This window comes from Listeria sp. ILCC792 (genome assembly GCF_900186135.1).
GTDB classification, from domain to species: domain Bacteria; phylum Bacillota; class Bacilli; order Lactobacillales; family Listeriaceae; genus Listeria; species Listeria goaensis.
Map to the genome: position 1 here is coordinate 17,124 of NZ_FYBO01000013.1, position 13,172 is coordinate 30,295.

The 13,172-nt window shown below is 41.0% G+C and carries 11 protein-coding genes; 2 read left to right on the forward strand and 9 right to left on the reverse strand.

Translation table 11 applies throughout. The annotated features are described in order from the left end of the window. Positions 1–30: 30 nt before the first annotated feature. Both groL and groES read right to left on the reverse strand, forming a co-directional pair. Positions 31–1,659 (reverse strand): chaperonin GroEL, encoded by a 1,629-nt coding sequence (groL, locus tag CFS60_RS12060; RefSeq protein WP_088810968.1) that lies wholly within the window; start codon positions 1,657–1,659, stop codon positions 31–33. A gap of 30 nt (positions 1,660–1,689) precedes the next feature. After that, the gene (gene groES, locus CFS60_RS12065; protein ID WP_007475470.1) at positions 1,690–1,974 is read right to left on the reverse strand and encodes a co-chaperone GroES; all 285 of its coding nucleotides are present in this window, start codon (positions 1,972–1,974) and stop codon (positions 1,690–1,692) included. A 206-nt stretch (positions 1,975–2,180) separates the two neighbouring features. On the opposite strand from groES, the gene CFS60_RS12070 reads away from it, so the two are divergent. Both CFS60_RS12070 and CFS60_RS12075 read left to right on the forward strand, forming a co-directional pair. Then, positions 2,181–2,864, forward strand: a complete 684-nt coding sequence (locus CFS60_RS12070; RefSeq protein ID WP_088810967.1) for a CPBP family intramembrane glutamic endopeptidase — start codon at positions 2,181–2,183, stop codon at positions 2,862–2,864. 9 nt (positions 2,865–2,873) lie between these two features. After that, the gene (locus CFS60_RS12075; protein ID WP_088810966.1) at positions 2,874–3,080 is read left to right on the forward strand and encodes a YdiK family protein; all 207 of its coding nucleotides are present in this window, start codon (positions 2,874–2,876) and stop codon (positions 3,078–3,080) included. A 31-nt stretch (positions 3,081–3,111) separates the two neighbouring features. On the opposite strand, the gene glmS is transcribed toward CFS60_RS12075, so the two are convergent. The 7 genes from glmS to CFS60_RS12110 form a co-directional block, all read right to left on the reverse strand. Further along, the gene (gene glmS / locus CFS60_RS12080; protein WP_088810965.1) at positions 3,112–4,920 is read right to left on the reverse strand and encodes a glutamine--fructose-6-phosphate transaminase (isomerizing); all 1,809 of its coding nucleotides are present in this window, start codon (positions 4,918–4,920) and stop codon (positions 3,112–3,114) included. Positions 4,921–5,359: 439 nt separating this feature from the next. Then, a complete protein-coding gene (locus CFS60_RS12085; protein ID WP_088816400.1) occupies positions 5,360–5,971 on the reverse strand; it encodes a DUF5105 domain-containing protein in 612 nt (203 codons plus the stop codon). Positions 5,972–6,148: 177 nt separating this feature from the next. Next, the gene (locus CFS60_RS12090) at positions 6,149–7,000 is read right to left on the reverse strand and encodes a hypothetical protein (RefSeq protein WP_088816391.1); all 852 of its coding nucleotides are present in this window, start codon (positions 6,998–7,000) and stop codon (positions 6,149–6,151) included. A gap of 43 nt (positions 7,001–7,043) precedes the next feature. Next, positions 7,044–8,393: a phosphoglucosamine mutase gene (gene glmM / locus CFS60_RS12095; protein WP_088839307.1), complete on the reverse strand. Its 1,350-nt coding sequence runs from the start codon at positions 8,391–8,393 to the stop codon at positions 7,044–7,046. Between the two features lie 175 nt (positions 8,394–8,568). Beyond that, a complete protein-coding gene (locus tag CFS60_RS12100) occupies positions 8,569–9,909 on the reverse strand; it encodes a YbbR-like domain-containing protein (protein ID WP_088810962.1) in 1,341 nt (446 codons plus the stop codon). Continuing rightward, on the reverse strand, positions 9,906–10,727 hold the full coding sequence (gene cdaA / locus CFS60_RS12105; RefSeq protein ID WP_088810961.1) for a diadenylate cyclase CdaA: 822 nt from the start codon (positions 10,725–10,727) through the stop codon (positions 9,906–9,908). Before cdaA ends, CFS60_RS12100 begins: the two co-directional genes overlap by 4 nt. Positions 10,728–10,912: 185 nt before the next feature. After that, entirely contained in the window at positions 10,913–13,171 is a 2,259-nt protein-coding gene (locus CFS60_RS12110; protein WP_088816394.1) for a glycoside hydrolase family 65 protein, read from the reverse strand. Position 13,172 lies beyond the last annotated feature (1 nt).

The window sequence follows — 13,172 nt, forward strand, 5'->3', positions numbered from 1 at the left end:
TAGTAGGCAGCATGTAAATAGCTGGGCTAGTTACATCATACCGCCCATTCCACCCATGCCGCCCATATCAGGTACTGCAGGAGCGTTTTCTTCTGGTTGATCAGCGACTACTGCTTCAGTTGTAAGAAGTAGAGCTGCAACAGAAGAGGCATTTTGAAGCGCAGAACGCGTTACTTTTGTTGGATCCACGATACCAGCTTCAATCATGTTGACCCATTCGCCGTTAGCTGCGTTGAAACCAACACCAACTTTTTCGCCTTTCAAGCGTTCAACAATAACAGAACCTTCTAAGCCGGCATTGTGCGCGATTTGACGAACTGGTTCTTCAAGCGAACGAAGAACGATTTTCACACCAGTTGCTTCATCGCCAGTTGCTTCGATAGCAGCTACTTTATTGTAGACATTTACAAGGGCCGTACCACCACCGGATACGATACCTTCTTCAACAGCTGCACGCGTGGAGTTTAACGCATCTTCAATACGAAGTTTGCGCTCTTTTAATTCCGTTTCAGTAGCGGCACCAACTTTGATGACAGCTACACCGCCAGCTAATTTTGCTAGGCGTTCTTGAAGTTTTTCTTTATCGAATTCAGAAGTTGTTTCCTCCATTTGCGCACGAATTTGGTTCACACGTGCCGCAATTTGGTCGGAATCGCCAGCTCCTTCAACGATTGTCGTATCATCTTTTGTTACGACTACTTTTTGAGCAGTTCCAAGTTGTTCCATCGTTGTTGATTTAAGTTCAAGACCTAAATCTTCCGTAATCACCTGTGCACCAGTTAAAATACTGATGTCTTCAAGCATTGCTTTACGACGATCACCAAAGCCAGGCGCTTTAACTGCTACCACGTTAAAGGTTCCGCGTAGTTTGTTTAAAACAAGAGTCGCTTGTGCTTCGCCGTCAACATCTTCTGCAATAATGAGAAGCGGACGCCCTTGTTGTACTACTTGCTCCAAGACAGGTAAAATTTCTTGAATATTAGAGATTTTTTTATCTGTGATTAAAATATAAGGTTTTTCGAGTGCTGCTTCCATTTTATCAGAATCAGTCACCATGTACGGACTTGTATAGCCGCGGTCAAATTGCATCCCCTCTACAACATCAAGTTCAGTTGCAAAGCCTTTTGATTCTTCAATCGTAATAACTCCGTCATTACCAACTCGTTCCATCGCTTCGGCAATTAATTTCCCAACTTCCTCATCACCAGAAGAAATAGCAGCAACTTGCGCAATGGAATCTTTTCCTTCAATTGGTTTTGAAATCGATTGAAGCTCTTCAATTGCTGTTGCAACAGCTTTTTCAATTCCGCGGCGGATGCCTACAGGGTTTGCGCCAGCTGTTACGTTTTTAAGACCTTCTTGAATCATTGCTTGAGCTAGAACTGTTGCCGTTGTTGTTCCGTCACCAGCTACGTCATTTGTTTTAGATGCCACTTCAGAAACAAGTTTAGCTCCCATGTTTTCAAAAGCATCTTCTAATTCGATTTCTTTAGCAATCGTAACACCATCATTTGTGATTAAAGGTGAACCAAATTTTTTCTCAAGAACGACGTTACGTCCTTTTGGGCCAAGCGTTACTTTTACTGCGTTCGCTAATTGGTCAACGCCGCGTAACATTGCGCGACGAGCGTCTTCACTAAATTTAATATCTTTTGCCATAAGTCAATACCTCCGTTTTAATCCAAAATTCTATTTAATTACTGCTAAAATGTCGCTTTCGCGGATAATCAATAAGTCTTTTCCTTCAAAGGTTACTTCCGTCCCAGAGTACTTGGAGAAAATAATGTGGTCGCCTGTTTCAACTTCTAGCGCTTCTTTTGCACCGTTATCAAGAATTCGACCAGAGCCTACTGCGACAACTTTACCTTCTTGTGGCTTTTCTTTCGCTGAATCAGGTAAAACTATCCCGCTCGCTGTTTTTTCTTCAGCCTCTACAACTTCAATAATAACGCGATCTCCTAATGGTTTTAACAATTCCATAACCTCCTTGAATCTTTTTAGCACTCGATACACTTGAGTGCTAACACAATTCTTATATTAGTCAAAATAGGTTAAAATTGCAAGTATAAAGGGCTCGTTTTTATTAAAATTTCTTTCTTATTTGCAACTGCCACCTATTTCTTAGTACAATAGAACAGAATTGAAATGAAACATTAGGTTTCTTGGAAGGAAGCGGTTTTTTGGCAAAACGATATATCACTATTATTATAAGTTATTTTATTCTACTATTTTCTGGAATTTTAGGTGTGCCTCTTGTTGCGGCCATTTTAAACTCATTTAGCTCAGCTTCAAAAACTGAAATTGCAAATCTATCCGTCGTAATTTGGAGTATTCTTGCAAATATCGCTTCATTATGTATTATTTGGTTGCTTCTTCGGAACCAGCCTGAATTTAATAAAATTGCTACCGGACAAAAAGCGGGACTTCCAAGTAGCATTCTTTGGGCCGTAGGTGGCTTCTTCATTTTACTTGTTGCTCAATACGTGGCGGTTTTTGTCATTACCATTTTTGCCGGCCTACCTAGTGGGTCAGAAAATACGGCAGACCTTTTAGGCTATTCCAAAACAGCGCCTATCTTCCTCATTTTTATCAGCATCCTCGGTCCGATTTTAGAGGAGTTAGTATTTCGAAAAGTGTTGTACGGAGGACTGGCAAACATTATAAATATTCATGTTGCGGCGGTTATTAGTTCGTTTGTTTTTGCCCTTCTACATGGTGACATACAATATTTACTTTCTTACTTCTTGATTGGTCTTATTCTTTGTTATCTGTATACGAAAACAAAGCGCATTATTGTTCCGATGTTTGCACATATCTTAATGAATTCTTTCGTTATAATCTTAAGTCTTTTCTTTTGGGGGTAAAAAAGGGATATGAATCGACGTTTTTTATTACAAGGATTACTTTACATTATTTTAGGTATCGTATTCGTTTATTTCGCTATACAACAAGTAAATACAAGTGGTTGGGGCTTTTTTGCCTACGTGATTGCCGGCATGGCTGCTGTTGATTTTGTGACCGGCGCCCGTTTTATTATTCAAGGATTTAAAAAAGACGTTCCACCATCAGATGAAAATTAAAAAGGCTTCCAATTTTTGGAAGCCTTTTGCTTTATTCTACTGTAACACTTTTCGCTAAATTACGTGGTTTGTCCACATCGCATCCGCGGTGGAGTGCCGCATAATAAGCGAGCAATTGGCACGGAATAACACTAGCAAGTGAAGTTAATAACGGATGGACTTGTGGAATTACAAGACGGTCTCCAGGCTGTTCTAGGCCTTCCATCGCAAATACGCAAGCATTTGCTCCGCGTGCTAAAACCTCATTGACATTTCCGCGGATATTCCAATTAATATTTTCCTGCGTGATAATCGCTAAAACAGGCGTTTCGTCCTCAATAAGTGCGATTGTTCCGTGTTTTAGCTCGCCGCTCGCAAACCCTTCTGCTTGAATATACGAAATTTCTTTCAGCTTTAAGGCCGCTTCCATCGCGACAAAATAGTCAACACTTCTTCCTAGGAAAAAAGCATTCCGTGTAGTTGCGAGAAACTCACCTGCAATATGTTCAACTAATTCCTTTGAAGTGACCATCGTTTCCATGGCTGTCGCTACGATACCAAGCTCGGCAGCAAGATTCAACTCTTTTGCGTCTTGAATCCCTTTCGCCCGACCAAGTGTAACCGCCAGCACACTTAAAACCGCGATTTGTGCGGTATACGCCTTTGTAGAAGCTACGGCAATTTCGGGACCGGCGAACAAATACATGGCATGGTCCGCTTCACGGTCGAGTGTCGATCCTGCCACATTCGTAAGCGTTAGCGTTGGATAGCCCATACTCTTCACCTTCACGAGAACTTGACGGCTGTCCGCCGTTTCCCCGCTTTGCGTAATAAATAGAAATAGCGGGCGCTCGGAAAGGAGTGGCATGTTATAACCAAATTCACTGGAAACATGGACTTCTACTGGAATGTGCGCCAACTTTTCAATTAGATTTTTTCCAACTAGGCCAGCATGATAGCTTGTGCCGCACGCAATGATGTGCACGCGGTCGGATGCTAAAATCGCGTCTAGGATAGCTTCATCCACGGTAAGATCGCCAGCTTCATTTTGATACGACTGAATGATGCGGCGTGTGACAGCCGGTTGCTCATCGATTTCTTTTAACATATAGTGTGGGTAAGTGCCCTTTTCAATGTCTGTCGCGTCGATTGTTGCGGTGTAAGGCGCACGCTCAATTTCTTCCCCTTCAAGATTTAAGATTTGAATGCTAGAGCGTTTTAAAATCACCATTTCTCCGTCCATAATCTCAATGAACTCGTCGGTTTCTTTTAAAGCTGCCATCGCATCGCTTGCAATAATATTAAAGCCATTTCCTTTGCCGATTAGAAGCGGACTTTTACTTTTAGCTGCATAAAGCGTTTGGCTTTCTTTGTTGTCAATTAAGCTAATCGCATAGGAGCCTTGTAGGAGCGCAAGCGTTTGCTGAAGCGCTTCTTGCGTCGCTAAGCCTTCATTTGCGAATTTCTCAATTAATTGAACGATAACTTCTGTGTCGGTGTCACTTTTGAAAGTCGCCTCTTTTAAATAGTTTTCTTTTAAAAGGGAATAGTTTTCAATGACGCCATTATGCACCATCGTAAAACGACCAGACGGGCTTTGATGCGGATGCGCATTCTCATGACTCGGTTTCCCGTGCGTTGCCCAGCGCGTATGCCCGATTCCGATTTCTCCGTATGCCTCGTTTGCTACTGCTTTAGCTAGGTCAGCAATTCTACCTTTTTCCTTCACAACATACACATTATTTTTGTCTAAAAGCGCAATTCCAGCTGAATCGTAGCCACGATATTCTAGTTTTTCTAGTCCGTTTAGTAACACATCTTTCGCATTTTTTTCTCCAATAAATCCAACAATTCCACACATACTTTTATCCTCCAATAGTTAAAAGGGCAGACGAATCCAATTTTTGCCCTCCCCGAAAATTTTTCGTTTCCTTGGAGAAAAACACATGCTCTTTAGCGCTCTGTTCATCTGGTCGCCCAAATGGTTTGTAGCTAAAGCGTAACGACTGCATGTACAGCCGGGAGACTCCCGCCGAAATTTCGATTAATCTCCTCCTCGTCAACTAATTTCATAGCAAGCTAGAGTTTCACTAGCGGCTAGTTCCGTCCAATTAGTTCTGGCGCTTTTATTTAGTTTTAAACGATCCTCCTTTCCTTTTTTCAAGGAAACAAAATCATTCTACACTAAATTGTATAGTTGGTCAAGCATTTTGTTAAGCCAATTAAGAGGAATTGGTATATACATATTCCCAGAAATCAAAAAAAATGGAAATCAATTATGATTTCCATTTTTCTTAGTTTTACATACCACCCATGTAGAAAGCTTTCATTAAACTTTGGACAAAGGCAATTTGATTACTTATTTTCCATTCGCTTTCATCTTTCGAATTAACTTCAAGTTTAAGTTTGACATCTACTGGTGTTGATACGACATCTGCTTTTTTGATTTGCTCTGTATAAACTTCAAGCATTTTCTTAACAAGTTTATCTTTATCAGTAGCTAGTGATGGATCCGCTATAACTTCTTTTTGTAATTCCGTTGTTAACCCTTGTTGAACGGCCTTCATATCAAGACCTTTGACGGAAAAAGTAATTTCAGGATTTTCTTTATCGTCGTTAGTTACTTTTGTCGTATATGTTGCTTTTTCTTTCACACGGTTGCGTAGCGCACTATATAAGTCATCCACTTCTTTGTCGATATCTAGAGCGCTACCTGTCATTCGTGCTAAAGTTGATGTAAAGCTTTCTTTAAAACCTTTTTCAAACTCTTTTTCAGTGTCTGTTCCGTCTTCCCCATAAACGTCTTTTACTTTGTCTGTGTCTTTTCCGTACACAAGCGCGTTAACAGTAATTTCTGCTGCTTCCTTAGGCTCTACACGGTCATTTCCACATGCTGTTAAAAAGATGGACATTACGAAAATTAAAATTAAGCTAACAATACCCTTTTTCTTCAAAACAATTCCTCCCTAAATTCAATAATATACTTTCTAGTTCAGTATATCATTTTCAAGCAAAGTCACAATAGATTTGTGACAAAATTCACTTATTAGACACAGAATAAGTAGTTTTACTTCAAAAAAACGGAACTTTTAACGTTTTCTTCCAATCAAAATCAATATTCCTGAAAGAAAACTGGAAACACCCACAACAAATTGGATGCCGAATAAGCGATTTTCATTTTTGGCAAGGTCATACCCGTTTTTTATCGCAAAAGTCATCCATTGTTCGAACCAAGTATAGTTGACCAAATATAAAAAACCGATTCCGAGCACGATTCCAGCCATGAAGTAAGAGCCTCGTTTTAAGCTCGATGTTGCCGCTATCAGTAAGAGAAGTGCGCTTACACAAGCAAACAGTGCATCAAAGTCATTTGTAAAAATGTATGCATCACTCGCTTTAGGGTTTTGAAAATGTTGAATAATAATGACCGCTAGCCAAATCGCGAGCCCTGCACTTGCTACTAAAAAGACAATACTTGTAATCAGCCATTTTCGTTTCCAATTTTCATTTTGATTGAGCTCTGTACTAAGTTGCCCTTTTTTGTTAAAAATAAAAATAAAAAATAGTACGAGACTAATGACAGCCAAGATGGAATTGGTGTAATTAAATGGCCCTTGAATATCTTCTGTTTTATCAAGTAGAGGTTGAATTTGGTAAAAATAAACTGAGAATGCTTGGAACGCTGTGTAGGCTAGTAGAACGACAGCTACTGCTAAACGGAAAATATCATTTTGAATCATGACGGCTCCGCTCACAATTAGGAGTAGCGCAAATAGGCCGATAATCCAGTAATTCCACACAAAGTTATAATCTCCAGCGTCGCTCATGAAATAGCCGTACACGGCACTAGAAAAGCTATATAGTTGGGCGAAACCGATCATGATTGTGAAACTTGCAGCCACTTGACGTAATTTTTGCAACAAAAAAATCCTTTCTTTCATAAAAATCCCGTCATCGCAATCGATAACGGGATTTTTAGGTTACTTAGTTTAAGCCCATTTCTGTGCGAACAACACTTGCAATTTGCTCGCAATAAGCTTCAGTTTTTTCGGTTGTTTCGGCTTCGACCATTACGCGAACAAGTGGTTCTGTTCCTGAAGGACGAACTAAAACGCGTCCGTTATCTCCCATATCGTTTTCAACGAGACGAATTGCTTCGCTTACTTTAGGATTTTCTTCTACCGCATTTTTATCCGTCACACGAATGTTCACTAATTTTTGCGGGAAAGTTTGCATCTCACTAGCAAGTTCCGATAATTTCTTACCTGTTGCTTTCATCACGTTGATAAGTTGAATGCCTGATAATAAACCATCACCCGTTGTATTATGGTCAAGGAAAATGATATGACCGGATTGTTCCCCGCCAAGATTATAATCACCAGCGCGCATGGCTTCGACGACGTAACGGTCACCAACAGCCGTTTGCACATCCGCGATATTCAATTCCTTTAATCCTTTATAGAAACCTAGGTTACTCATAACTGTTGAGACAACTGTATTTTGATTGAGCGAGCCATGTTCATTTAAATATTTAGCACAAATAAACATGATTTTGTCGCCATCGACAATTTCGCCGTTCTCATCAATTGCAATGACGCGGTCGCCATCACCGTCGAATGCTAAGCCAACATTTGCTTCTTTTTCTTTTACAAATGCAGCTAAACTTTCTGGATGTGTTGAGCCGACGCCGTCATTAATGTTTAAACCGTTTGGCGAGGCACCCATTGAAACCGTTTCTGCTTCTAAATCTGCGAACAAATGGTTCGCTAAACTAGATGTGGCTCCGTTTGCACAGTCCAGGGCTACAAGGACACCTGAAAAGTCTTGGTCAACCGTTTGCTTCAAGAATTGTAAATACTTTTGCTTTCCTTCCAAATAATCGCTCACTGTTCCTAATCCGTCAGAACTCGGGCGCGGAAGCTCATCTTTTACTTGATCAAGTAGTTCTTCGATTTCAAGTTCTTGGTCATCGGACAGCTTGAAGCCATCTGAGCCGAAGAATTTAATGCCGTTATCTTCAACTGGGTTATGTGATGCGGAAATCATGACACTGGCTGAAGCACCTTGTGCACGTGTTAAGTAAGCAACTCCTGGTGTTGAAATAACACCTAAACGCATGACTTCAATTCCTACAGAAACAAGTCCTGCAATAAGTGCAGATTCTAACATTTCCCCAGAAATACGTGTGTCTCTTCCTACCAATACTCTTGGGTGTTCTCCCACATGTTTGGTTAGAACGTAGCCCCCCATGCGTCCTAAGCGGAAAGCAAGTTCTGGTGATAATTCCTGATTAGCTACGCCGCGAACTCCGTCCGTTCCAAAATATTTTCCCATTATAATTCTCTCCTTCTGTATCAAAACATTGGATTACATTTCTAGCAGCAGATTGATTTCTGCTCCATTCGTCAATTATTTCATTTCTATGCAAAAGACAATGCAAGTTCTATTATACCTTTTTTTGTTAAAAATTTCATCTTCTCAAGAAAAACATAGCTTTAGATGCCATTTGTCAGCTTACAGCAGCCGTTTCTTTTAGCTTAATTAAAAAGTCAGCAGTGCTTACCGAAAGTTTATAACTCACTTTATTAGGCAGATTATTCACTTGAATTCTAGTGCTATATTCGCCTTCTTTTGCGTTAGATAAATCCGCTACTGCGGTAATACTTGATGCACTAATTTGATTGATGGTACTTCTCGGACCGCTTAAAGTTACGTTAACTTTTCCATTAGTTGGCGTAATCATTTGTGCCGTGTAGGTGGACGGTAAGCCTCTTGTAAAGACGTCTAAACTCTGGAAAGTCTTTGAAACCGTTTGATCCCCGTCTGTTCCGTCATCTGAGTTTGGATTGTCATCATTTGAATCTGGCTCATTTTGATTAGCGTTTGAATCATCATTCGACTTTTTTACCGTCTTAATTCGCACCTCGACAGTCTGCGGTTGAACAGATTTCGCACCATTTGGAACAGGAATTGTCACTTCTTGTACCGTATCCGCCGTAATGTTACTTACATTTACATTCACACTAATTTCATCAATTTTAGCGAGCACATCTGCATCACCTTCGACCACGACTTCCTTCGTTTCAGGCGTTATGCTCGAAATCGTAATGTCCTCACTAGGCGTCCCGGTTTGATTAATTTTTAGCGGCACCGATTTACCAACTTTTTCTACCGGAACTGAAACATCTACTTTTTCAGGACTAATTTCAACATCTAGTTTGTTTAAATTATTGTCAAAAGCAGAAACCGTAGCTTTCGCTGTAAAATCTTCCTTATGCGCTGAACTTGTCTCAACGTTTGCTTTCACGTAAGCAATTTGTTCAATCGTATCTTTTGCCCCTGTAATGGACACTTTGCCTGGATCTACTTTTGGTGTACCTGCCTCATAGCCGTCTGCAATAACCGAGTTACCAATCTCTGCCTCAACAGAAAATTTCTTCGTTACTTTTTCTTGGACATTGACTTTCGCAGATTCAGGACTAATTGTCACTTTTAAGCGTTCCGAAATATCTTTCACTTGGAATTCCACCGTTTGTTCACCAATTTTGGCATTTCTTAGATCGGCGTATACTTTAAAATCTTGTTGTGCGCGCGCATTTTGCACGATACTTCTAGGTCCAGAAAGCGTTACTGTTACCGTGTCTGGCACGCCAGAAACATACAGGTTTTCTTTGTCGTAATAAACCTCAACTGGAACATTTTGAATTGTTTCCGTATCCATCTGAGAAGCCGTTTGAAAAGAGCCATCGCCCGCATTATTTTCAGACGTAACCGACGTAAATAAAATGGCGGCTAAAACGAGTGAAAGAATACGAATTGACCATTTATTATTTAAAATGCGATCCATCATTTTTTATGCCCCCCTTTCAAACGTGAAAAGAAGGATTTTTTCGCTTCCACTTGCGTCACTAATTCTTTTTCCAAAATTTCTTGTAGCCGTTCCTCTGACACTTCACGGAACAATTCGCCATTTTTCGTTACAGAAATGCCACCCGTTTCCTCCGACACGACAATCGTTAAACTGTCCGTTACCTCACTAATTCCAAGTGCTGCCCGGTGTCTTGTTCCAAGCTCTTTGGATAAAAAGGGGCTATCAGATAGCGGCAAGTAACTTGCCGCAGAAGCAATTTCATTTCCACGAATGATGACTGCACCGTCATGAAGCGGCGTATTCGGAATAAAAATATTGATTAAAAGTTGGGAAGAAATATTCGCATGAAGCGGTATCCCTGTTTCAATATAATCTTCCATGCCCGTATCTTTCGCAATGGAAATGAGCGCGCCGATTCGGCGCCTTGCCATGTATTTCGTTGATTTCATAATGGAGTCAACCAAATTGTGTTGCTCTTTCTCGATTCTCGAACCGAGTCGGATAAAAATATTCCCCCGCCCGAGTGATTCAAGCGCGCGACGTAATTCCGGTTGAAAAATAATGATAATCGCAAGAAAACCCCATGTTAACGCTTGATCGGTAATCCATTCAACCGTTTGCAAATGCAGGAAGCTACTTGCCACTTTCACAACGATGATAATAAAAATACCTTTTAGAAGCTGTACCGCTTTTGTTCCGCGGACAAGCATAATTAATTTATAAATGACAAACCAAACAACAAGTATATCTACAATGTTAGCTAAATATTGTAAAAGTGGAATGTTCGCAAAGCTCATCTTTTCGCCTCCATTACTACAGCAACTTAGTATCTGTGCTAGTTTTTATCAACAGTTCGAACACTGTTCTTTCATAAGTTTCATTATAGCATAAGTATACAGCCATAAAAAGAAATCAAAAAGGCAGTTTGTTAAAGATTTTTATAAGAAAAAAGCTTTGCCAGATTTCTAGCAAAGCTTTTTTCTTATTGGTATGCGACTTTTAATTCTGTTGTAGATGTGAGCAAGTATTGAACACCGTAAACGAAAACTGGAATTTCATCTCCCGCAAGGAGTTTTAAGGTTACTTGGTCCTTTTCTACGCGAACTTGAACGAGTGTATGGCGGTAATTAATTTTGAAGGCATAATCATTCCATGTTTTTGGCAAGAAAGGAGCGAATTCTAGTTTTTCTTGCGTTGTGCGCATGCCCGCAAATCCTTGTACGATGGCGAGCCAGCTGCCGGCCATTGAAGTGATGTGCAGGCCGTCTTCTGTGTCGTTGTTGTAGTTATCTAAATCGAGGCGCGCTGTCCGTTCGTACATCTCGACGGCTTTGTCGTACTTGCCAATTTCAGACGCGAGGACGGCGTGAATCGCCGGCGACAAGCTAGATTCATGGACGGTTAGCGGCTCATAAAACTCGAAGTTACGCTGTTTGGTGTCGAAATCAAATTGATTCGGGAAATAGTATATGCCTTGTAGCACGTCCGCCTGCTTGATAAAGCAGGAGCGCAAGATTTTATCCCAAGACCAATTTTGATTTAAAGGCAGATCGGTATCTTTGAGCGTGTCGGTTGCGCGTAGTTCCTTGTCTAGGAAGGTGTCATGTTGAATAAAGATTTGCCACTTTTCATCGTACGGGAAATACATGCGTTTGACGATGTCTTGCCATTTTTCAAGTTCTTGCTTGCTAATATGCAGGCGCTCTGCCGCTTCTGCATCTACGTGTTGCAACGTAAATTGTAGCGTCCAACTTGCCATGTAGTTGGTGAACCAGTTATTGTTGACGTTATTTTCATATTCATTTGGTCCGGTCACGCCGTGAATCATATATTTGCTTAAACGGTCGGATAGGTGAACACGATCTGCAAAGAAGCGGCTAATTTCAACTAAAACGTCAAGGCCGTATTCGGCGAGATAGTTTTTGTCTCCCGTATAGGTCACATAGTTGTATATCGCGTACGCAATTGTGCCGTTTCGATGGATTTCTTCGAATGTGATTTCCCATTCGTTGTGGCATTCAATTCCGGTGAAGGTGACCATCGGATAGAGTGCGCCGTCTAAACCGATTTTTCGCGCGTTTTGTTTCGCTTGTTCGAGTTGGTTAAAACGGTATTTCAGAAGGTTGCGCGGCACTTCTTCGCTCGTTAGTGCCAAATACATTGGGAGCGCAAACGCTTCTGTGTCCCAATACGTTGCACCACCGTATTTTTCTCCTGTGAAGCCTTTTGGACCGATGTTTAAACGGGCATCTTCGCCGTAGTATGTGGAAAACAATTGGAAAATGTTGAAACGAATTCCTTGTTGCACAGAATCGTCTCCCGATATCACCACATCGGCTTTATTCCAACGTTCGCCCCATGCTGCGACTTGCTCATCGAACAGATTTTCAAACGTTTTCGCCGCTTCGCTCGCTAAAATCGCTTGCGCGTGTTGCTCCAAGTCAGTTGTATCCCGCGAAGTTGTGATGATTACACGCTTTTCAAGGGTGACGGCTACATTCTGCTTCGCTAAAACCTTAAACCTTTTTTCGGTATAAAGCGCGCTTGAGTGTTCTGTTTCCGCCAAAACTTCACCCGAAATTTTATTTTCCATCAACGCATGAATCGTAAAACGTTCCGTATCAAATGCATTTGGGATAGTCCGTGTGGTTAATGAATTTTCCGTCACATGGACAGCTTCCCAAAACATTTCGTCATAGTTGGCATCTTCATTGTGGACTTCTCCGTCTAAAAATGGCGCTAAAACAAGTTCTGCGTCGCCGTCTAGTGCTGTAACCGTGTACGTTATAACCGCGAGTTCGCGCGTTTGAATGCTCAAAAATCGAGTGGCGCGAATTTCGTAGCGCTTCTCATTTTTTAGTACGGTGAATTGCCGCGTCAAAATCCCTTTTTGCATATCAAGTTTCATATCAAAATCGATTAATGTATCCGTGTATAAATCCAGTTTCTCCCCATCAATTAGCACTTCAATGCCGATAAAATTAAGTGCGTTAATAACTTTTCCGAAATAATCTGGATAACCGTTTTTCCACCAACCGACGCGCGTTTTATCTGGGAACCAAACACCTGCAATATAAGTGCCTTGGTGTGTGTCGCCTGAATACCCTTCTTCAAAATTGCCACGCATGCCCATGTAGCCATTTCCAAGCGATGTTAAACTTTCCTGCAAACGTTTTTGTTCTTTATTTAATTCTTTCGTTTTCAGTTTCCATGCGTCTATCTCGAATAATCGTTGCCTCATG

Excerpts from the sequence above, each read along its gene's own strand:
- groL (WP_088810968.1), bottom strand. The coding sequence starts at position 1,659 with ATGGCAAAAGATATTAAATTTAGTGAAGACGCTCGTCGCGCAATGTTA.
- CFS60_RS12075 (WP_088810966.1), top strand. The coding sequence starts at position 2,874 with ATGAATCGACGTTTTTTATTACAAGGATTACTTTACATTATTTTAGGT.
- glmS (WP_088810965.1), bottom strand. The coding sequence starts at position 4,920 with ATGTGTGGAATTGTTGGATTTATTGGAGAAAAAAATGCGAAAGATGTG.
- CFS60_RS12085 (WP_088816400.1), bottom strand. The coding sequence starts at position 5,971 with ATGTCCATCTTTTTAACAGCATGTGGAAATGACCGTGTAGAGCCTAAG.
- CFS60_RS12090 (WP_088816391.1), bottom strand. The coding sequence starts at position 7,000 with ATGAAAGAAAGGATTTTTTTGTTGCAAAAATTACGTCAAGTGGCTGCA.
- glmM (WP_088839307.1), bottom strand. The coding sequence starts at position 8,393 with ATGGGAAAATATTTTGGAACGGACGGAGTTCGCGGCGTAGCTAATCAG.
- CFS60_RS12100 (WP_088810962.1), bottom strand. The coding sequence starts at position 9,909 with ATGATGGATCGCATTTTAAATAATAAATGGTCAATTCGTATTCTTTCA.
- cdaA (WP_088810961.1), bottom strand. The coding sequence starts at position 10,727 with ATGAGCTTTGCGAACATTCCACTTTTACAATATTTAGCTAACATTGTA.
- CFS60_RS12110 (WP_088816394.1), bottom strand. The coding sequence starts at position 13,171 with ATGAGGCAACGATTATTCGAGATAGACGCATGGAAACTGAAAACGAAA.